Here is a 21,569-nt window from a genome sequence, read left to right as displayed (position 1 = left end):
TTTTCATTTTTGACTCCAGGAAGCATGATGACGCAAAAACCGGTGATGCACAGCGCCCACTGGGGTGCTTTTACTGCCCGCCAGCAGGGCGAACGGCTGACCATCGAACCGTTTCACAGCGATCCCGATCCCAGCCCGCTGCTGCAAAACTTTCACAATGTCCTGCATCACCCGGCGCGCGTGGCGCAACCGATGGTGCGCCGTGGCTGGCTGGAAAATGGGCCCGGCGCGGATCCACGTCGCGGTAATGACGACTATGTGGCGGTGAGCTGGGAGCAGGCTTACACGCTGGTGGCGCGCGAACTGCAGCGCGTCGGTGACGCGTATGGGCCGGAAGGTATTTTTGGTGGCTCATATGGCTGGTCAAGTGCCGGCCGTTTTCATCACGCGCAGAGCCAGGTGCACCGCTTTCTTAACACGGTGATGGGCGGCTATGTGCGCTCGGTGAACAGCTACAGTTCCGGCTCGGCTTCGGTGCTGTTACCGCATATCGTTGGCGACATGAATGAGATCGCCCGCCGCGGCGTCAGCTGGGAAGAGATCGCCCGGCATAGCGAGATCGTGCTGGCGTTCGGCGGCCTGGCGCTGAAAAACTCGCAGGTGGCAAGCGGTGGTCTGAGCGAACACACCGAACGCGGCTTTATGCAGCAGGCGGCAGAACGCGGCGCGCGCTTTATTTCGGTGAGCCCGTTGCAGAGCGATCTGCCCGATGAGGCGCAGGGAGAGTGGCTGGCGCTGCGCCCTGGTACCGATGCGGCCTTTATTCTCGGTCTGCTGTCGGTACTGATTGACGAGCAGCGCACCGATGAGGCTTTCCTCGCGCGTTACACCGTCGGCTGGCCGCAAATGGTCGCCTATATTCGCGGCGAAGAGGACGGTACGCGACGCGACGCGCAGTGGGCGGCTGAGATTTGTGGCGTCAGCGCGGCAACAATCACCGATTTTGCCCGCCAGCTGCACGGCAAGCGCGTGCTGGTTACCGTGGCGCACGCGTTGCAGCGCGCGGAACACGGTGAGCAACCGGTATGGCTGGGGCTGGTGCTGGCGGCCGCGCTGGGCCAGCCGGGGCTGCCGGGCGGAGGATACACCTATGCGCTCGGCGCACTCGGCCATTACGGTAAGCATCATAATCTGGTGAGTTTCCCGGCGCTGCCGCAGGGCAGGAACGGTATTGACCGGCTGATCCCGGTGGCGCGTATCGCCGATATGCTGCTGCATCCCGGCACGCAATTTGATTACAACGGCCGGCGTCTGACCTATCCGCATATCCGTCTGGCCTACTGGGCGGGCGGCAATCCGTTCCATCATCATCAGGATCTGGCGCGGCTGCGGCAGGCGTTTTGCCAGCTGGATACGCTGATTGTGCACGAGACCGCATGGACCGCCAGCGCGCGCCATGCGGATATCGTGCTGCCTGCCACCATGACGCTGGAGCGTGAAGATATCGGCGGTGCGCCGACCGATCGTCATCTGTTTGCCATGCAGCCGGTGGCGCAACCTTACGCGCAGGCGCAGGATGACTACACCATTTTTGCTGAACTGGCGCGTCGTTTAGGCCGTGAAGAGGCGTTCACCGAAGGACGCGACGCCCGCGGCTGGCTGCGCCATCACTATGCGCAGCTGCAGGAAAAACTGGCCGCGCATCAGGTGACGATTCCTGACTTCGACCAGTTCTGGCTGCAGGGCGTGATTGAACTGCCGCAGCTGAAAGATGGCGGGCGGATGATCAATGCGTTTCGGGCCGATCCGGCGGCGGCACCGCTACCGACACCGAGCGGCAAAATCGAAATCTTTTCCGCCACCATCGCTAGCTTTGGCTATGAAAATTGCCCCGGCCATCCGGTGTGGCGCGCGCCGCAGCAGCAGCCGGATGCGGAACATCCGCTGTGGTTGATCGCTAATCAGCCGGCCACGCGTCTGCACAGCCAGCTGGATTTTGGTGACTACAGCCTGAGCGGCAAACGCGAAGGACGTGAGGTGTGCAGCCTGCATCCGCACGATGCCGAAGCGCGCGGCATTACCGATGGCGACATTATCGAGTTGTACAATCAGCGCGGTCACGTGCTGGCCAGCGCTCGCGTTACCGAAAGCATTATGCCGGGTGTGGTGCAGTTGCCGACCGGCGCCTGGTACGATCCGGTCGATCCCACCGCGCTGCGACCGCTGTGCCGCCACGGCAATCCGAATGTGCTGACGCTGGATATCGGTACTTCATCGCTGGCGCAGGGCTGTAGCGGACAAATCACCGTGGTGCAACTGCGCAAATACCGCGGCGAGCTGACGCCGGTGCAGGCATTTATTCCGCCGCAGCCGGTCAGCTACAGCACTGAGATTATCTGAGGCCGTGCAGGGCTTCGCCTACCGCATCAAATAGCCGGTCCAGTTCGGCCGGCTGGGTATCAAACATCGGGCCGAACTGCAGCGTATCGCCGCCAAAGCGGACGTAAAAGCCGGCTTTCCACAGCGCCATGCCCGCTTCAAACGGCCGCACGGTCGCGTCGCCTTCACGGGGTGCCAGCTGAATGGCACCGACCAGCCCGCAGTTGCGGATATCCACCACCTGCGGACAATCGCGCAGCCCGTGCAGCGCACGTTCAAAATGCGGTGCCAGTTCGGCCGACTGGCTAATCAGCGCCTCGTTTTCCAGCACGTCCAGCGTCGCCAGCGCGGCCGCGCAGGCCACCGGATGCGCCGAATAGGTGTAGCCGTGCGCAAACTCAACCGCGTGCTGCGGCAGCGGCTGAGACATAAAGGTATGATAGATTTCGCTGCTGGCCACCACGCCGCCCAGCGGAATGGCACCGTTGGTAATCTGTTTGGCGAAGTTGAGCAGATCCGGTGTGACGCCAAAATACTCCGCGCCGCTCCAGCGTCCCATGCGGCCAAAGCCGGTGATCACCTCGTCAAAAATCAGCAAAATATCGTGCTGCGTACAGATCTCACGCAGGCGCTGCAGGTAGCCGTGCGGCGGAATAATCGCGCCGGCGGAACCGGACAGCGGTTCAACGATCAGCGCGGCAATAGTCGAAGCATCATGCAGTTCAATCAGCTTCAGCATCTCATCCGCCAGCGCCTCGCCCCCCGTGGCGGGCTGGCCGGGGGTGAACGCCAGCTCTGGCTGCAGCGTATGCGGCAGGTGATCAACCTCCAGCAGCTGACCAAAGGCCTTACGGTTGCCGCCGATTCCTCCAAGGCTGGTGCCGCCAATGTTCACGCCGTGATAGCCGCGCGCGCGACCAATCAACCGGGTTTTATTGGGCTGGCCTTTGGCCCGCCACCAGGCGCGCGCCATTTTCACCGCAGTATCCGCCGACTCCGATCCCGAACCGGTAAAGAACACGTGATTGAGATGGCCGGGCATCAGGCTGGCGATGCGCTCGGCCAGCTGAAACGACAGCGGATGGCCGTACTGAAAGCCCGGCGAGTAATCCAGCTTACCGAGTTGCTGCGCGACTGCCAGCTGGATTTCACGGCGCGTGTGGCCCGCGCCGCAGGTCCATAAACCGGACAGACTGTCGAAAATCTGGCGGCCGTCGCCATCGGTCAGCCAGTGGCCGTGCGCGGCGACAATAAAACGGGGATCCTGCTGAAAATAGCGGTTAGCAGTGAACGGCATCCAGTGCGCCTGTAAATTCAGGTCGGCGGTATTGATCGGCTGTGACATCAGGTTTTCTCCGGCATGTGTTAAGCAGAGTTTGCAATCCGCCGCCGGTTAAGTTAAATGCTAATTGACTTGTCTTCACTTATGGATTTACTCACCTGAATGAAAAAGAAAACGCTGGCCCAGGTGACCGACTTTGACCTCAGACTGCTGCGCGTTTTCAAAACCGTCAGCGAGTGCGGCAGCTTTTCCGCCGCCGAAAGCCTGCTCGGCATTACGCGCTCGGCCATCAGCCTGCATATGAGCGATCTGGAAAAACGGCTGGGCATGCGCCTGTGTCAGCGCGGTCGCGCCGGGTTTGCGCTCACCGAGGAAGGGCGTGACATTTTACGACACAGCGAGACCATGATGGCGGCGGTGGAAGATTTCCGCCAGCAGGTGAACCAGATGCATCAGCAGCTGCGCGGAGAGTTCAATATCGGCATCATCAATAATCTGGTAACGCAGCCGCGCATGCGTCTCACCCATGCACTGGCGGCGCTGCGGGAGAGCGGGGCAGGGATCCGGATCAACATCAGTATGTTAACCGCGGCGGACATCGAGCGTGGCCTGCTGGAAGGACGCCTGCACGTGGGCGCGCTGCCGATGGCGGCGCCGGTCTCCGGGCTGGCGTACGCACAGCTGTATGATGAACATGCGCAGCTCTATTGCAGCCACGCGCACCCGCTGTTTAACCAGGCGGAGCGGCCGGAACACCACGCGCTGACGGCCTGCGATGCGATAGCGCCGCTGTTTCGCATGCCGGCGGAGGCGATTGCGCTGCACCAGCAGCTGAACTGCAGCGCCACCGCTTCCGATCGCGAAGGGATCGCATTTCTCATTCTCACCGGGCGCTATATCGGTTTCCTGCCGGACCACTACGCCGCGCAGTGGGTGGAGAAAAAGCAGATGCGCGCCCTCGCGCCGCAGCAGTTCCATTACCACAGTCAAATCGCGCTCGTTACGCGCCAGGGCTCGCGTCACAACGCCATCCTGCAACGCTTTTTGCAGGCGCTGGCGCTGGACGAGCCCGGCGCTTAGCGGAGGTGTTTACGCAATCTAGTTACAACATACTGTTAGTGTGCTACATCAATCCGGACGCCAGCACCGTGCGGCGCAAAGTCTGACAGACCTTAATGGCAGGCAGGGTGGCGAGAGAGAAGAGGGCGAAAAAAAGGGGAGAACCGTACGTTCTCCCCCTGGTACGTCACTGCTTTATGCGCGCAGCGGCTCGCCGCGTACCGGGCGATCGCCCGCCACGAAGTAGTCCGCTTCGCTGCGCGGCAGCGGCTGGCGGCCACGAATGTTGTCGGCGATCTTCTCGCCAATCATGATGGTGGTAGCGTTCAGGTTACCGGTGATGATCAGCGGCATAATTGAGGCGTCGACCACGCGCAGCCCCTGCAGACCGTGCACGCGACCTTCGCCATCCACAACCGCCATCTCATCGCTGCCCATTTTACAGGTGCCGCACGGATGGTAAGCGGTCTCAGCATGGTTGCGCACAAACTCATCCAGCTGCTCGTCGCTCTGGCACTCCAGCCCCGGACTGATCTCTTTGCCGCGATACTTATCCAGCGCCGGCTGGTTGATGATTTGGCGCGTGATGCGGATGGCATCGCGGAACTCATGCCAGTCCTGCTCGTGCGCCATGTAGTTGAACAGAATCGCCGGATGACGGCGCGGATCGCGCGACTTAATGCGCACGTGACCGCGGCTTGGCGAACGCATCGAACCGACGTGACACTGGAAACCGTGCGCTTCTACCGCATTCGAGCCGTTGTAGTTAATCGCCACCGGCAGGAAGTGGTACTGAATGTTGGGCCAGGCAAACTCTTCCCGGCTGCGGATAAAGCCACCGCCTTCAAACTGGTTGCTGGCGCCGATACCGGTGCCTTTGAACAGCCACTCGGCACCAATTTTCGGCTGGTTCCACCACTTCAGGGCCGGATAAAGCGACACCGGCTCTTTGCACTCGTACTGCAGGTACATTTCCAGATGATCCTGCAGGTTTTCACCAACGCCCGGCAGATCATGCACCAGCGGGATGTCGTGCTGCTTCAGCAATGCCGCCGCGCCTACGCCGGAACGCTGCAGAATCTGCGGCGAGGCGATAGCACCGGCGCACAGCAGCACTTCACGCCGCGCATGCACGGTGTGCGACGTATCGCTGGCGCCGTGCAGATACTGCACGCCGACCGCGCGTTTGCCCTCGAACAGAATGCGATCGGTGGTGGCGTGAGTGATGATTTTCAGGTTCGGACGCTGTTTCGCCGTATCCAGGTAACCGCGCGCGGTGCTGGAGCGCCGGCCCTGCGGCGTCACGAAACGGTCCATCGGACCAAATCCTTCCTGCTGATAACCGTTGAGATCGTCGGTGCGCGGATAGCCCGCCTGCACGCCGGCTTCAATCATCGCGGCGAACAGCGGGTTGTTGCCAGGCTTACAGGTGGTGATGCTCACCGGGCCTTCGCCGCCGTGATAATCATTAGCACCGATATCGCGCGTTTCCGACTTGCGGTAGTAGGGCAGGCAGTCGCGGTAAGTCCAGTTTTCCAGACCCGGCTGCTGCGCCCAGTTGTCGAGATCCATGGCGTTACCACGGATGTAGCACATGCCGTTGATCAGCGACGAACCGCCCAGCCCTTTACCGCGTCCGCACTCCATGTGGCGGTTATTCATGTGTGGCTCAGGCTCGGTTTCGTACGCCCAGTTGTAGCGTTTGCCCTGTAACGGCCAGGCCAGCGCCGCCGGCATTTGCGTGCGGAAATCAAAGCGGTAATCGGGACCGCCGGCCTCCAGCAGAAGGACGTTAACGCTGCTGTCTTCGGTCAGTCTTGTTGCCAAAACGTTCCCTGCGGATCCGGCTCCGATAATGATGTAATCAAATTCCATTAGTCGCTCCTCAGGTTAAGCTTGATTAAAATACCGACTGAAAACGGGTCAGTTCGACCTGCACAGATTTCACCTGGGTATAGCTCTGCAGCGTCATCAGGCCATTCTCGCGGCCGATACCGGAGTGCTTGTAACCGCCTACCGGCATTTCAGCGGCGGATTCACCCCAGGTGTTGATCCAGCAAATGCCCGCTTCAATCTGGTGAATGACGCGGTGCGCGCGATTCAGATCCCGGGTGACCAGACCCGCCGCCAGGCCGTATTCGGTGGCATTGGCGCGGCGCACCACTTCTTCCTCGCTGTCGTAGGTCAGGATCGACATCACCGGTCCGAAAATCTCTTCGCGTACGATGGTCATCTCATCACGGCAATCGGTGAACACGGTCGGTTCTACCCAGGCACCGTTATCAAACGCCGCGCCGCTCATGCGTTTACCGCCGCACAGCAGGCGCGCGCCTTCGCTGATGCCGGATTCGATATAGCGCAACACATTGTCACGGTGCGGGAAGCTGACCAGCGGGCCAAAGTTGGTGGCCGGATCGTTGACATCGCCAGCTTTGATGCGCGCCACGCGTTCAGCGATTTTGGCTTCAAACGCCTGCTGCAATGCCGTCGGCACAAACACGCGCGTGCCGTTGGTGCACACCTGGCCGGAGCTGTAGAAGTTCGCCATCATGGCGATGTCGGCGGCGAGATCGAGGTCGGCGTCGTCAAACACGATCAGCGGCGATTTGCCGCCCAGCTCCATGGTCACCTCTTTCAGCGTGGAGCCGGCCGCGTTGGCCATCACTTTTTTGCCGCTGGCCACGCCGCCGGTGAAGGAGATTTTGTCGATGCCCGGATGGTCGGTCAGCAGCTGACCGGTCACCGCGCCGCGCCCATTCAGCACGTTGAACACGCCATCCGGTACGCCGGCTTCGCTGTAGATTTCTGCCAGCTTCAGCGCGCTCAGCGGCGTCACTTCGCTGGGTTTAAAGATCATCGCGTTACCGGCCGCCAGCGCCGGTGCAGATTTCCACAGCGCGATCTGAATCGGATAGTTCCATGCGCCAATACCGGCGACCACGCCAAGCGGTTCGCGGCGCGTATAGACGAAGGAGGTATCACGCAGCGGGATCTGCTGGCCTTCCAGCGCCGGAATCAGGCCGGCGTAGTACTCCAGCACATCGGCACCGGTAACAATGTCCACCGCCTGGGTTTCACTCAGCGGTTTACCGGTGTCGAGGGTTTCCAGCGCCGCCAGCTCATCGTTACGCTCGCGCAGGATATCCACCGCACGGCGCAGGATGCGTGACCGCTCCATCGCCGTCATGGCCGCCCAGATTTTCTGGCCTTTTTGCGCGGCGGCGACCGCGCGATCGACATCCGCCTGCGCGGCTTCATGGACCTCGGCCAGCACTTCGCCATTGGCCGGGTTGATGGTCTGGAATGTGTCGCCCGCTGCTGCGGCAACGTATTGACCATCAATGTATAAATGCTGCTCGGTGAATCGGGACATGGTTGCTCCTTCCTCAGTGATTCGCGGCGCCAGCCAGCTGCTGGCGAATGAATTGGGTGGTGAGCGTTCTGGCAATCGCCAGATCAAACGGTTTGCCGCTCAGCGCGGCGCGCAGCCACAGGCCATCAATCAGCGAGGCCAGACCGTGCGCGGCCAGCCGCGCCTGCTCACGCGGCAGCTCGCGGCGAAACTCGGCAGCGAGCGTGGAAAACAGGCGACGGCTGCTGACGCGTTCCAGGCGACCCAGCTGCGGCTGATGCATGCTGCTGGCCCAGAAGTCCAGCCACGCTTTCATCGCCGCGCTGTGCACCTGGGTGTCGTCGAAGTTACCTTCGACAATCGCCAGCAGGCGCGCTTCGGTGCCGGCTCCCGCCAGTGGTTTCAGTCGTGCCGCCACCGCATCACGCAGCTGACGCGTCACGTCGCGCATGGTGGCTTCCAGCAAACCGTTTTTGTCTTTGAAGTAGTGGCTGATGATGCCGGTCGAGACGCCGGCGCGCCGCGCAATCTGCGCAATGGTCGCGTCATTGATCCCGACTTCGTTAATGGTACTCAGGGTCGCATCAATCAGTTGCCGACGACGTATCGGCTGCATTCCCACCTTTGGCATGACTCCAGCTCCACCGCAATGTAAGAACCCTATTAAAACTTTTTTTGATTGCACGTTCAATATAAAAAAGAAACTTGTTAGGATACTGTGCTTCGGTTGTTATGAAAGCGCAACGGGAAGGTGAATACTGAACCGTGCCGAACAATCAGGAGGGAAAACAGGAGAACGATACCGATAAGGCCGATCGCTACGGCCCTGCTACTTCATTGAATAATTACAGGAAATTAACCAGAGGTAACCGATGATTAATCCACCTGCCAGTGAAAAAGACAGAATCAATCCCGTGGTGTTTTACACCTCTGCCGGACTGATTCTGACATTTTCACTTGTTACCATTTTGTACAGCGATCTCGCTGCCGGCTGGATCCAGAGCGCCGTCAACTGGGTATCGTCCACCTTTGGCTGGTACTACATGCTGGCCGCTACGCTGTATATCGTCTTCGTCATCTATATGGCCTGTTCACGCTACGGCGCCATCAAGCTGGGCCCGGAGCAGTCCAAACCCGAATTCAGTCTGCTGAGCTGGTCGGCGATGCTGTTTGCCGCCGGCATCGGCATAGATCTGATGTTCTTCTCGGTGGCGGAACCGGTCACGCAGTATATGCAGCCGCCGGAAGGGGCCGGGCAGACCCTGGAAGCGGCGCGTCAGGCGATGGTGTGGACGCTGTTTCACTACGGTCTGACCGGCTGGTCGATGTATGCGCTGATGGGCATCGCGCTCGGCTACTTCAGCTACCGCTATAATCTGCCGCTCACCATTCGCTCAGCGCTCTATCCGATCTTCGGCAAGCGCATTAACGGCCCGATTGGTCACACGGTGGATATCGCGGCGGTGATCGGCACCATTTTTGGTATCGCCACCACGCTGGGTATCGGCGTGGTACAGCTCAACTACGGGCTGAAAGTGTTATTTGATGTGCCGGAAGGGCTGACGGCGCAGATGGCGCTGATTGTACTGTCGGTGGTGATCGCCACCATTTCAGTGACCTCGGGCGTGGATAAAGGCATCCGCATTCTGTCGGAGCTGAATGTCGCGCTGGCGCTTGGTCTGATTCTGTTTGTGCTGTTTATGGGCAAGACGGATTTCCTGCTCAACGCGCTGGTGCTGAACGTCGGTGATTACATCAACCGCTTTATGGGCATGACGCTCAACACCTTTGCGTTTGATCGTCCGACGCAGTGGATGAACAGCTGGACGCTGTTTTTCTGGGCGTGGTGGGTGGCGTGGTCGCCGTTTGTCGGCCTGTTCCTCGCCCGTATTTCCCGTGGCCGCACCATCCGTGAGTTTGTGCTCGGCACGCTGATTATCCCGTTCACCTTCACGCTGCTGTGGCTGTCGGTGTTCGGTAACGCGGCGCTGTACGAGATCATCCACGGCGATGCCGGTTTTGCCCAGGAAGTGATGGCGCATGCCGAGCGCGGGTTCTACAGCCTGCTGGCGCAGTATCCGGCGTTTAAGTTCAGCGCCTCGGTCGCCACCATTACCGGCATGCTGTTTTATGTTACCTCGGCGGATTCCGGCTCGCTGGTGCTGGGGAACTTCACCTCGAAGCTGAAAGACATCAACAGCGATGCGCCAAACTGGCTACGCATTTTCTGGTCGGTGGCGATTGGCGTGCTGACCATGGGCATGCTGATGACCAACGGCATCTCTGCGCTGCAAAACACCACGGTGATCATGGGCCTGCCGTTCAGCTTCGTGATCTTCTTTGTGATGGCCGGGCTGTATAAATCACTCAAAGTGGAGGATCACCGCCGCGCCAGCGCCAGCCGTGATACCGCGCCCTATATTCCGGCGAGCAATGACCGTCTGAGCTGGAAAAAGCGGCTGTCGCGCCTGATGAACTACCCGGGCACGCGCTATACCCAGCAGATGATGGAAACCGTGATCTATCCGGCGATGCAGGATGTCGCTAAAGAGCTGGAGCTGCGCGGCGGTCGCGTATCGCTGGAGAGCGTTGCGCCGGAAGAGGGCCAGCCGCTGGGCTACCTTGATCTGCGCGTGCACCTCGGCGAGGAGCAGGATTTCGTCTATCAGGTGTGGCCGCAGCAGTACTCGGTGCCGGGCTTTACCTATCGCGCCCGCAGCGGTAAGTCGCACTATTACCGGCTGGAAACCTTCCTGCTGGAGGGCAGCCAGGGCAACGATCTGATGGACTACAACAAGGAGCAGGTGATTATCGACATTCTCGATCAGTACGAGCGTCACCTGAACTTTATCCATCTGCATCGTGAAGCGCCGGGCAGCAATATCACTTACCCGAGCGTGTAACAGTGCGGGCAGCCGTGCAAGGCGGCTGCTCGTTTAATCACGCGGCGTTCCTCGCATAATTGCCAGCGGCAGCTAGACTCACTAGCTGACCTGAAGGGGAACATAATGAAATTGGGTTTTGCGTGTAAGTACTTTGATTCTGAGGCTAAACAGCCATTTCCATTTAAAACCACCACCCGCACACGCTTTCTCGCTATGGAGCGTAACGCGGCGGCCACGCTGCTACTGACGTTGGCACAAAATAACCTGCAGAACCTCTCTCTGACGCTGGAACAGCTGGCGCAGCAGCCGGATGCGTTGCGGATGATGCGCATCGGCAGCGATCTGCTGCCGCTGTACACCGTGCCGCTGGCCACTGAACTGTATGGCGATATTCTGCCTGAGCTGCAGCCGCTGTTTAGCCGCTGCGGCGAATTGGCCCGCGCGCACAACATTCGCCTGTCGTTCCATCCCGGCCAGTATACGGTGCTGGCTTCGGATAATGATGACGTGGTGGATCGGGCGCTGGAGGATGTCGAGTACCACACGCTGTGCGCGGTACTGATGGGCTACGGCAGGCAGTTTCAGGATTTCAAAATCAACATCCACATGAACGGCAAACGCGGTATAGAGGGTTTTCGCGCGGCGTTTATGCGCCTCAGCCCGGAAGCCCGCAATATGCTGACGGTGGAAAATGACGAAATTTCCTGCTCGCTGGATGACGTCTTGCAGGCGCGTGCGCTGTGTCCGGTGGTGCTGGATATTCACCATCACTGGGTGAAAGAGAATCAGTTTATTCAGGCCAGCGATGCGCGCGTGGCGCTGATTCTGGAGTCGTGGCGCGGCGTGCGGCCGGTGCTGCACTATTCGATCGCCCAGGAAGGGCTGATTCCGGAGAGCGGCTTTCCCGATCAGGAGCAACTCGCCGCCTCAAAGCCTAAGCTGCGCGCCCATTCTGACTACTATTTCAACCAGACGCTGAATGACTGGGCGCTGTCGTTTGATCGCTTCGACATCATGTGCGAAGTCAAAATGAAGAACCTCGCACGCGATCGCCTGTATGACTATGCGCAGACGCGCTGATTAACCGCTTACGGCGCCGTGATCACAATGGCGACGCGGCGATTTTGCGCCCGGCCCTGCGCAGTGTTATTGCTGGCGACCGGCGCGCTCATGCCTAGCCCGCGCGCCACGATGTTTTGCCGTGGAATCGCCGCGCCGGTGGCCCACTGATCAGCCACCGCGTTGGCGCGTTTCAGCGACAGCTGCTGGTTGTAATCTGCTTTGCCGTAGTTATCGGTGTGACCGTCAACGCGCAGATGTTCAATGCCGGTAGCGGCCAGGCTTTTCGCCATCTGCGCAATGCTGGCTTTGCTGGCGGGCGTCAGGTCAGATTCATTGATGCCAAACAGAATCTTATCGGACAGGCCCAGTCCCCAGCCTTCGGCGTTTTCGCTGAAGCCGGCGTCGCGCATCGCTTTTATTTGCGCGTCGCTAAAACGCCCGGTTGACTGACAGCCGACACAGGCCAGCACCATAACCAGCAAACATGATTTCAGTTTCATACGCGTACCTTACTCATTCCTTTGTTTTTATACATGTGCATATCGGCGCGCTCCAGAATCGACGCCACCGAATCGCCATGCTGCGACCAGGCGTAGCCGATGGTCACCGATGTGGTGATCTGCGTGCCTTCCGAAATCACAATCGATTGCGCGATTGCGGTACGAATATCTTCCGTCAGCTGCTGCAGATCGGCTTCTGAGGTGCGGCTGGTGATCAGCATGGCAAACTCGTCACCGCCCAGCCGCGCCACCAGATCGTCCTGATACGCCAGCGCGCTGAGGCGCGCCGCGATGGCCTTCAATACTTCATCACCGGCGGCATGGCCCCAGTTGTCGTTAATGCTCTTGAAGCGATCGCCGTCGAGAAACAGCAGCACAAAATTCTCATGCGCCAGCTGCTGATCGAGCAACTGCGACAGGCGGCCAACAAACGCCGAGCGGTTGGCCAGTCCGGTTAACGGATCCTCCAGCGCTTTGGCCGCCAGTGAACGGTTATCGCGCAGTAGTGAGGCTTTTAGCGTCTGCATTTCACTCAGCAGCGAGTTGAGATCTTCAGAAAACAGCTGAAACTCTTTGGTCGGATTTTGCGGTACGCGCGTCGAGAAATCGCCAGAGCGAATCACGTAATGGATGGCGCTGGTGATATTGCGCAGCGAGCGCAGAATACCGCGATGCAGAAATTCACTCAGCAGGCAGGAAATCACCAGCACGCACAGCATACCGATGGATAAAATCATCACCGAATAGCGAATAAAATCGGCCGCACCGCTGACGGTGCCGGCCAGCATTAAATGGCCAACCTGGGTTTCGGCGTGATTAATTTCCACCGCCAGCGGCTGCTGATAGATCCAGCGACGCAGTAGCGTTTCATACCAGCCGCTCTCTTGCTGGCGATCGTGCCAGTCCACCAGTACGGTATTGCCCGCCGTGACCAGTTTCGCGGAGGCAAACATCCCTTCATTGCCGAGCAGGGCTATTTTGTTGCGGGCATCATAGCTGTCTTCAAATACCGTCGCGGCGGTCAGGCTGGTGCTGAGTGTGGCGGCAATGAGTTCGAGGTTTCTTTTCTCATAGCGTTTAATAAACAGTAAAGACGTCGATGTCAGCAGCAGCCAGCACAGCAGTAATATCACGGCGGCATTGACGGTGCTGATACGACGCAACTTATTGCGAATCGATGATTTATCTTTTTTTATGCTATCAAACTTCATCTTATTTGCTTCCTTTGCGGGACAGCAACAACACGTCCGGGCTCACTCTGACACCGCTGCGCGCCAGCGAGTCAAGGTTGACGGAAAATGCGGTGTGATCGCGGTTAAAGATCAGACAAAAGGCCGCGCCAACCGCACAGTCCGGGTTGTTTTCCGCGATGGACAGGACGGCTTTACCCTGTAGCATCGCCAGCAGTTCAGTTTGCTGCTGCGGCGTCTGATCGCCGAAGTAAATGGCATCGCAGCGCTGGCGGCTGAGTTCACTGGTCTGGTTAATCCACACCACGCTGAACGGCGTCGGGCCCTGAGGCTGCGCAAGGTGCTGTGCTGAAGCGAATACGCACAGCTGTGGCGGCTGTGTTAACTGTGGCCAGTGGCTAAAACTGATGATGCCGCTGACGATGCGGTTAGCCTGATCGTCACGCTGAACCGCACTGTTTGCCGCCTGAGCAGCAGGAAAACAGAGGAGATAAATGAGAGAAAATACGGGAAGAAATGCGCGTAAGCCCTGCAATAAATAGAGCAGCTGGCTGTCGCCCTTCACCTTTAATTGTAGTTGTAACATAGCGCTATCTCTGAACAGCAACCGGGAAATAGTACCATCGCGCTGTACAAAAGAGTACCGCCGTACAGGCGCTGATACCGCGATCAGGCAGGGTAGAATAAATTCGTCAGGACCGGATTTAAATAGAGAGTTAAAAGAGTAATGAATAAAAACGCAGCAGAATAAGCGTATTAAGGCTGAATTCTGCCGGATATTCCCGCAGCAAAATTAGCGCAGCGGCGCGATTTTTCGCAAAATGAATTGTCCGGCTACGCCGGATATTCCCTTTGTGGTGCAATGGCCCTGAATTGAACAATCATTCAGCGCCATTCACCGCATTTTTTTAATTAAAATCCAAATCCCGGCCGTTGCTGGCAATGACCCGCTGATACCACCAGAAGGATTTTTTGCGCAGCCGGTTGAGCGTGCCGTTGCCGTGGTCGTCGCGATCGACATAGACAAATCCGTAGCGTTTACTCATTTCACCGGTCGACGCCGCGACCAGATCGATGCAGCCCCAGGTGGTGTAGCCCATCACCGGCACGCCGTCAGCAATCGCTTCACCCATGGCGCGAATGTGCTGTTGCAGGTAGCTGATGCGGTAATCGTCTGCAATTTCCCCGCTGGCATTGATTTCATCGTGCGCGCCGAGACCGTTTTCCACCAGAAACAGCGGTTTCTGATAGCGGTCGTACATCATATTCATGGTGATGCGCAGGCCAAGGGGATCAATGCCCCAGCCCCAGGCGCTGCGCGCCAGATGCGGATTGGTCAGTGACTTCACCACGTTGGCGGCGCTGCTGTTCTGTTCATTCATCTCTGCCGACGCGCAGCGCGAGGCGTAATAGCTGAAGGAGATGAAATCGACGGTGTGGCGCAGCAGTTCGCTATCGCCCTCCGCCATGACAATCTCCACGCCTTTCTCGCGGAATACCCGGGCGGCATAAGCGGGATAAGCGCCGCGCGCCTGGACATCGATAAAGAATAAGTTCTCGCGATCTTTCTGTAACGCGGCCCACACATCTTCCGGCTTGCAGGACCACGGATAAAAGTTGCCGCCGGCCAGCATGCAGCCGATCTGATTCTGCGGATTGATCTCATGGGCGATTTTGGTTACCAGCGCGCTGGCGACCAGTTCATGATGCGCTGCCTGATATTTCACCTGTTCGTGATGCTCATCCGGCGCGAACACCAGACCGGCACCGGAGAACGGGCTGTGCAGCAGAATGTTGATCTCGTTAAAGGTCAGCCAGTACTTCACCAGCCCATCAAACGCTTCGAAGCAGGTGCGGGCGTAGCGGGCGAAGAAATCGATCATTTTACGGTTGCGCCATGAGCCATATTCGGTGACCAGATGCATCGGTACATCGAAGTGACACAGCGTGACCAGCGGTTCGATGCCGTACTTGCGGCACTCTTCAAATACGCTGCGATAGAAGGCAATGCCTGCCGCGTTCGGCGTCAGCTCATCGCCGTTGGGATAAATGCGGCTCCAGGCGATGGAGGTGCGAAACACCGTGAAGCCCATCTCCGCCATCAGGGCGATATCTTCTTTATAGCGGTGATAAAAATCGATGGCGTCGTGGCTCGGATAGAACTCATCGTCGCGCAGCGTATAGCGCGGCTCCAGCCCCAGCTTCACCGCCATGCGGTGCTCGCCGTGTGGAATCATATCCACCGTGGTTAAGCCTTTACCACCGGCGCGATAACTCCCCTCTGACTGGTTGGCGGCTAACGCGCCGCCCCATAAAAATCCCGCAGGAAATGTCACTTCAGACATCACTCACCTCAATCACAGTCCATTATTAATTCGCGCTGAGCGGCTTTGCCGCTTCCGGCTTACCGGGGCGCGGCGCGGTCTCCGTCACCGGAATATCTTCAAAGCCAAGAATCAGCGTCAGAATGAACGACAGCACCACTGACAGCACCATCACGCCAGCCACCCAGACGATGCTCATCGGGTTGGTGGGATCGAAAAACTGTACGCTGGTAAACAGGCCCGGTGAGGCCATCGAGTGGCTGGCGAGGCCGCCAATGCCGGCCACCGCGCCACAGATAAAGCCGCTGATCAGGCTGGCAATCAGCGGACGCTTCAGGCGCACCGCCACGCCGTACAGCGCTGGTTCGGAAATGCCGGCGACGATGGCGGAAGCTGCCGCCGCGAACGCCGTCTGCCGCAGTTCCGGATTTTTGGTTTTGAACGCCACCGCCAGCGATGAGCCGCCCAGTGACAGGTTGGCACCAATTTCTGACGGCATCACCATGCCTTCTTTGCCGGTCTCAGCTATGGTCTGAATAATGGTCGGGGTAAACACGCGATGCATGCCGGTCATTACCAGCAGCGGCCACAGACCGCCCATGATCGCCACCGACAGCCAGCCGAGATAACCGTGAATGGTATACACCAGCGCCGAAATGCCGCTACCGATCCAGATACCGAGCGGGCCAATAAAGACGATGGCGATGGGGGCAGCAATCAGCACAATCAGCATCGGTTTAAGGAAGTTTTTGGTCACCGCCGGGGTAAAGCGATCGACCCAGTATTCGATGTGCGACAGAATCCACGTCATCACCAGCGCGGGGATTACCGTGTAGGTGTATTTCACCGCAGTGACCGGCACCGAGGCGAATTCCACTACCTGACCCTGCGCCGCTTTGGCCATCAGGTCGATAAAATTGGGATGCACCAGCACGCCAGCAATGGCAATCGCCAGCGACATATTGGTTTTAAATTTCAGCGCCGCCGAAGCCGCCACCATCACCGGCAGGAAGAAGAAGGCGCCGTCACCAATCACATTCAGGATGATTAACGTCGACGAGCCTTTGGGCAGCACGCCGCTCATCTCCAGCATCATCGCCAGCAGTTTCACCATTGATCCGCCAATGATCGCCGGGATCAGCGGTGACATGGTGCCGACCAGCGCATCGAGAATGCCCGCGCCGATACTGCGCAGCGTGATTTTCCGTTTCACCGGCGCGCTGTCGCTGTTGCCCGGCGTGCCGAGTTTCATCACTTCCTGAAAGGCGAGATTGACGTTGTTGCCGATGATCACCTGACACTGGCTGTCGGTGTGCACCACGCCCATTACGCCGGGAATGGCTTTCAGCGTGGCGTTGTCGACGCGCGCGCTGTCTTTCACCACGAAGCGCAGGCGTGTCATGCAGTGGGTAACGGCTTCAATATTCTCTAATCCGCCGAGCGAGGCCACAATGGCTCGTGCGGCGTCAGCGTAGTTGGTCGCCATGAATGTTTGTCTCTGATTGTAGGGTAGAGGAAACGTCGGTTTCGTCTGGCTGTTATGTGTTCATGAGAAACCGGTTTCACAAAATCATGAACAGGCGCATTCATTCAGACAAGAAAAATCGCCATCTTCGTTTTAATTTTGTGATGTTGATCGGCTGACGGGCGGCGGGATCTTCACCCGCAGGCGCAGGGCGACAAGAAAATTCCCCGTCTTATTCATCGCTTAGGTACACTGAGGCGATGAGCAGCGAAGCAGAGTGAAGCATGGCAACCATACTTGAGGTGGCAAAAAAGGCCGGCGTGTCAAAAGCGACGGTGTCGCGCGTGTTGTCCGGCAACGGCTACGTCAGCCAGGAGAAGCGCGATCGGGTGTACCAGGCGATTGCCGAGACCGGCTTCCGGCCGAATTTGCTGGCGCGCAATCTGGCGACTAAATCCAGCCAGACCATCGGCCTGGTGATCACCAACACGCTGTATACCGGCAGCTATTTCAGCGAAATGATGCAGCATTCGGCGCGTATTCTTGAGCAGCAGGGCCGTCAGCTACTGCTGGTGGACGGCAAACACAGCGCCGAAGAGGAGCGTGCGGCGATTCAGTTTCTGCTCGATCTGCGCTGCGATGGTGTGATCATCTATCCGCGTTTTCTCACCATTGATGAAATGGACAGCATCATTGCCCAGCACCGCCATCCAATTCTGGTGATCAACCGGCGACTGCGTCAGCACGACAGTTACTGCATCTACTCCGATCAGCAACGCACCAGCGCCGAGGCGGTGGCGCAGCTGATTGCGCTCGGCCATCGCGATATCGCTTTTATCACCGGATCGCTTGACTCGCCGACCGGGCGCGAGCGGCTGGCGGGTTATCACGCGGCACTGGCGCAGCATCAGCTGGTGGCGGATGACGCACTGGTAGTGGAAGGCAAATGGCAGGCGCAGCACGGGGCAGCGGCGGTGGAAACGCTGCTGGCGCGCGGTAAACCGTTCAGCGCGCTGGTCGCCAGTAACGATGAGATGGCGGTGGGCGCGCTGAAAGCGCTGGCGGCGCATAACATCCGCGTGCCGCAACAGGTGGCGGTGCTGGGTTTCGACGATATTCCGCTGGCGCCCTATACCATTCCGGCGCTGGCCAGCGTGCGCATGCCGGTGACCGGCATGATCGAGGAAACCATTGAACGGCTGGTGTCGATGCTCGACGGCGGCGAAATGCGTAACCGCAAAACCTTTGCCGGCGAGCTGATTATGCGTGAATCCGTTGGTCCCGGCCCGTTTTACCCTGGCTGAAATCAGGCGTTCAGCAGCGCCTGCTTGAACGAATAGATGTGCACGCGCGCAGCGTCTTCTGCCCGTGTTACGTCACCCTGCGCCAGCGCCGCAATGATTGCGTCATGCTCGGCAATCACCTCCTGCATGTGCTGCGCGCTCGACAGGGTGGTTGCCCAGAAGCGCTGCGCCTGGGCGTGAATGATGCTGAGAATATCTGACAGACGACCATTGCCGGCGATGTCAGCCAGCACCTGATGAAATTCACGGTCCAGCAGCATCATCTGCTCACGATCGCGCGCCACGCTGGCGGCGGCGATGCGCTGATTCAGCGCCTGTAGCTGGGCAATCTGCGCCGGATTCACGCGCTGCGTCGCCAGCCGCAGGCACAGCGCTTCATTTACCAGCCGCACTTCAATCAGCTCCAGCGCATCGTCAATCGACAGCGGTGCCACCATCACCCCTTTACGCGGGATAATCTGCAGTAACCCTTCGGTCGCCAGCCGATGTACTGCCTGGTTAACCGGCGTGCGGCCCATTGCCAGATCCTCCATCACCTGCGCGGTATTGAGATATTCACCTGGCTTATAGCGCAGCGTAATCAGGCGATGCCTGAACGCCAGATAGGCCTGTTCATTCAATGAAACGCTTTTATGTCCGGCCTGTGACTTCACATTTTCAGCAACTGAATCACTCATCACGCAGATCCTTATTTGGGTACTGAGACATCTTACACAAAAACCTGGCATGAAAATGGCTATCTTGAAATTGCAGTGAAATTTCACACGCATTTTTCATCAGGAGATCATCGCATGCATTTACGCTTTACAACCGACTCACAAGCCGCCCCGGTGCTGGATGTCGACATTAAGCAGCTGGTCATTGCCGGATGGGTAGGCCGCGACCAGGCGGCGGTGCTGCACCATATCAGGGAGCTGGAGGCGCTGGGCGTGCCCGCACCTGGTGCAGTCCCGCTGTTTTATCGCGTAGCCACCCAGCAGCTGGCGCAGCACAGCCCGCTGGAAGTGGTGGGTGAGCAAACCTCCGGCGAAGCCGAGCCGTTTGTGTTTTTCCATCGCGGCGAATACTGGGTGTCGCTGATTTCCGATCACACCGACCGTCACCTGGAAACCTTCAGCGTGGCACTGTCGAAGCAGGCCTGCGTTAAGCCGGTCGCCGGTCATGCGTGGCGTATGGCAGAGGTTGAGCCGCACTGGGATCGGCTGGAGCTGCGCGCGTGGATCAAAGTCAACGGGGACTGGGTGACTTATCAGCAGGGCACGCTCGACTCTCTGCTCACGCCGATGGATCTGCTGGCGCGCTACTTTGGCGATCGCCCGGTCAGCGAAGGCTTTGCGATGTCATGCGGCACGTTGAGTGCGATTGGCGGCATCCGTCCGGCCAGCGAGTTCCGCATGGCGCTGCACGATCCGCTGCTGAATCGCACGCTGGAACACCACTATGTCACCGGCGCGCTGCCGGTGATTGCCTGAGGAGGCGCGTATGACCACCTTATGGCAGGCGAGCCAGCAACTGCGCGCCGGAGATCTCACCGCAAGCGCCGCGACGCAACAGGCACTACGCGCCGCCGAGCAGCCATCGGGCGAAGGCGCACGCGTGTTTACGCGAACCTACGCCGACCGCGCCGTTCAGCAGGCGCAGCAGGCTGATGTGCGCTGGCAGCAGCAACAGCCGCGCAGCCCGATTGATGGACTGCCAATCAGCATCAAAGACCTGTTTGATGTGGCGGACGAACCCACCTGCGCCGGCTCGCGCGTGCTGGCGGATGCGCCGCCCGCCGCGCGCGACGCGCATATCGTGCAGCAGCTGAAACAGGCCGGTGCCGCTATCGTCGGCAAAACCAACATGACCGAGTTCGCTTTTTCCGGGCTCGGTATCAATCCGCACTACGGCACGCCAGCTAACCCATGGCAGCGCGGCGAAAAACGCATTCCCGGCGGTTCTTCATCCGGCGCGGCGGTGGCGGTGGCCGACGGCATGTGCCTCGCGGCGGTCGGCACGGACACCGGCGGCTCGGTGCGGATACCGGCGGCGCTGTGTGGGCTGACCGGCTTCAAACCCAGCGCCAGCCGCATCAATCAGGCCGGCACGCTACCGCTATCGGCGGCACTCGACAGTATTGGCGTAATTGCCCATGACGTGCACAGCTGCTGGCTGCTCGACAGCGTCATCGCCGATCGGCCTTTGCAGCTGGCAGAGCGTGATATCACGCGGGCGCACTTTGCGATTCCACAGACCCGGGTGCTGGACGGGCTGGATCTCGCGGTCAGCCAGGCCTGGCACCACGCGCTGGCACAGCTGCGCGCGCAGGGTGCCACGCTCACCGAGCTGCCGCTGCCTGAACTGGCGGAACTGGAAACCATGAACGCCCGTGGCGGCATCACCGCCTGGGAAGCCTGGCAGTGGCATCAGTCGCTGCTGCAGTCGCACGCGGCGGGTTATGACCCGCAGGTGCGGATGCGCATTGAGCGCGGCGCGTTACTGAATGAGGCCGACGCACAGCTGCTGTATCAGCAGCGCGCCGACTGGCGGCAGCGGGTGGAGCAGGCGGTGGCCCCGTTCGATGGTCTGCTGCTGCCCACCGTGCCGCTGATTGCGCCCACCATCGCCGAACTCGACGACCCGGAGCGCTATCGCCAGGTCAACCTGCTGATGCTGCGCAACACCAGCGTGATCAACATGCTGGACGGCTGCGCCATCTCCCTGCCTTGTCATCAGCCCGGCAGTGCGCCGGTAGGTCTGATGCTGGCCGCCACCCATGGCAACGATGCCGCGCTGCTTAGCTGGGCGCTGGCGCTTGAATCCATCCTGCAACGGAGTCTCTGAA

Annotated in this window: 17 protein-coding genes; 7 read left to right on the top strand and 10 right to left on the bottom strand. The window is 59.4% G+C overall.

Features of this window, described 5'->3' with window-relative positions:
* Positions 1-27 precede the first annotated feature (27 nt).
* Entirely contained in the window at positions 28-2,340 is a 2,313-nt protein-coding gene (locus F3J36_RS06655) for a molybdopterin-dependent oxidoreductase (protein ID WP_166719483.1), read from the top strand.
* Here F3J36_RS06655 and F3J36_RS06650 read toward each other — a convergent pair.
* Complete coding sequence (locus F3J36_RS06650) at positions 2,333-3,664, bottom strand: aspartate aminotransferase family protein (protein WP_166719263.1); 1,332 nt, start codon at positions 3,662-3,664, stop codon at positions 2,333-2,335. The genes F3J36_RS06655 and F3J36_RS06650 overlap by 8 nt on opposite strands.
* A 99-nt stretch (positions 3,665-3,763) precedes the next feature.
* Between F3J36_RS06650 and F3J36_RS06645 the strand changes: the two genes are divergently transcribed.
* Complete coding sequence (locus F3J36_RS06645; RefSeq protein WP_166719262.1) at positions 3,764-4,681, top strand: LysR family transcriptional regulator; 918 nt, start codon at positions 3,764-3,766, stop codon at positions 4,679-4,681.
* Positions 4,682-4,855: 174 nt separating this feature from the next.
* On the opposite strand, the gene betA is transcribed toward F3J36_RS06645, so the two are convergent.
* Genes betA through betI form a run of 3 tightly spaced genes read right to left on the bottom strand, consistent with a single transcriptional unit; the run spans position 4,856 to position 8,643 of the window.
* Positions 4,856-6,535 carry a choline dehydrogenase gene (betA, locus tag F3J36_RS06640; RefSeq protein ID WP_166719261.1) on the bottom strand — a complete coding sequence of 560 codons (1,680 nt, stop codon included), beginning with the start codon at positions 6,533-6,535 and terminating at the stop codon, positions 4,856-4,858.
* Between the two features lie 25 nt (positions 6,536-6,560).
* Positions 6,561-8,033 carry a betaine-aldehyde dehydrogenase gene (gene betB / locus F3J36_RS06635; RefSeq protein WP_104187214.1) on the bottom strand — a complete coding sequence of 491 codons (1,473 nt, stop codon included), beginning with the start codon at positions 8,031-8,033 and terminating at the stop codon, positions 6,561-6,563.
* 13 nt (positions 8,034-8,046) lie between these two features.
* Entirely contained in the window at positions 8,047-8,643 is a 597-nt protein-coding gene (gene betI, locus F3J36_RS06630) for a transcriptional regulator BetI (RefSeq protein WP_058758824.1), read from the bottom strand.
* Positions 8,644-8,884: 241 nt separating this feature from the next.
* Here betI and F3J36_RS06625 point away from each other — a divergent pair, with 241 nt between their 5' ends.
* Both F3J36_RS06625 and F3J36_RS06620 read left to right on the top strand, forming a co-directional pair.
* Positions 8,885-10,915, top strand: coding sequence for a choline transporter (locus F3J36_RS06625; RefSeq protein WP_021509525.1), 2,031 nt, complete (start codon positions 8,885-8,887; stop codon positions 10,913-10,915).
* Positions 10,916-11,020: 105 nt separating this feature from the next.
* On the top strand, positions 11,021-11,977 hold the full coding sequence (locus F3J36_RS06620; protein WP_058758822.1) for a UV damage endonuclease UvsE: 957 nt from the start codon (positions 11,021-11,023) through the stop codon (positions 11,975-11,977).
* Between the two features lie 8 nt (positions 11,978-11,985).
* Here the strand turns inward: F3J36_RS06620 and F3J36_RS06615 are convergent, their stop codons facing one another.
* The 5 genes from F3J36_RS06615 to ascF all read right to left on the bottom strand — a co-directional run bounded on the left by F3J36_RS06615 (position 11,986) and on the right by ascF (position 17,459).
* Positions 11,986-12,459, bottom strand: a complete 474-nt coding sequence (locus tag F3J36_RS06615; RefSeq protein WP_166719260.1) for an OmpA family protein — start codon at positions 12,457-12,459, stop codon at positions 11,986-11,988.
* Positions 12,456-13,670 (bottom strand): diguanylate cyclase domain-containing protein, encoded by a 1,215-nt coding sequence (locus F3J36_RS06610; RefSeq protein WP_058770539.1) that lies wholly within the window; start codon positions 13,668-13,670, stop codon positions 12,456-12,458. The genes F3J36_RS06615 and F3J36_RS06610 overlap by 4 nt, the downstream gene beginning before the upstream one ends.
* Position 13,671: 1 nt before the next feature.
* On the bottom strand, positions 13,672-14,235 hold the full coding sequence (locus tag F3J36_RS06605; RefSeq protein ID WP_058775074.1) for a YfiR family protein: 564 nt from the start codon (positions 14,233-14,235) through the stop codon (positions 13,672-13,674).
* A gap of 322 nt (positions 14,236-14,557) precedes the next feature.
* The gene (locus tag F3J36_RS06600) at positions 14,558-15,994 is read right to left on the bottom strand and encodes a 6-phospho-beta-glucosidase (protein ID WP_166719259.1); all 1,437 of its coding nucleotides are present in this window, start codon (positions 15,992-15,994) and stop codon (positions 14,558-14,560) included.
* A gap of 25 nt (positions 15,995-16,019) precedes the next feature.
* Positions 16,020-17,459 (bottom strand): PTS cellobiose/arbutin/salicin transporter subunit IIBC, encoded by a 1,440-nt coding sequence (gene ascF / locus F3J36_RS06595; protein ID WP_058775072.1) that lies wholly within the window; start codon positions 17,457-17,459, stop codon positions 16,020-16,022.
* A gap of 263 nt (positions 17,460-17,722) precedes the next feature.
* Between ascF and F3J36_RS06590 the strand changes: the two genes are divergently transcribed.
* Positions 17,723-18,742 (top strand): LacI family DNA-binding transcriptional regulator, encoded by a 1,020-nt coding sequence (locus tag F3J36_RS06590; RefSeq protein ID WP_150059068.1) that lies wholly within the window; start codon positions 17,723-17,725, stop codon positions 18,740-18,742.
* Positions 18,743-18,744: 2 nt separating this feature from the next.
* On the opposite strand, the gene F3J36_RS06585 is transcribed toward F3J36_RS06590, so the two are convergent.
* Positions 18,745-19,419 (bottom strand): GntR family transcriptional regulator, encoded by a 675-nt coding sequence (locus tag F3J36_RS06585; protein ID WP_166719258.1) that lies wholly within the window; start codon positions 19,417-19,419, stop codon positions 18,745-18,747.
* Between the two features lie 114 nt (positions 19,420-19,533).
* On the opposite strand from F3J36_RS06585, the gene F3J36_RS06580 reads away from it, so the two are divergent.
* The gene (locus tag F3J36_RS06580) at positions 19,534-20,214 is read left to right on the top strand and encodes a DUF2848 domain-containing protein (protein WP_104187226.1); all 681 of its coding nucleotides are present in this window, start codon (positions 19,534-19,536) and stop codon (positions 20,212-20,214) included.
* 10 nt (positions 20,215-20,224) lie between these two features.
* Positions 20,225-21,568 carry an amidase gene (locus tag F3J36_RS06575; protein ID WP_166719257.1) on the top strand — a complete coding sequence of 448 codons (1,344 nt, stop codon included), beginning with the start codon at positions 20,225-20,227 and terminating at the stop codon, positions 21,566-21,568.
* The last annotated feature ends 1 nt before the right edge of the window (position 21,569 follow it).

It is taken from the genome of Pantoea sp. Cy-640 (genome assembly GCF_011752635.1).
Taxonomy (GTDB): domain Bacteria; phylum Pseudomonadota; class Gammaproteobacteria; order Enterobacterales; family Enterobacteriaceae; genus Pantoea; species Pantoea dispersa.
The sequence above is the reverse complement of the archived record's forward strand: the minus strand, read 5'-3'. Positions and strand labels throughout refer to the sequence as shown.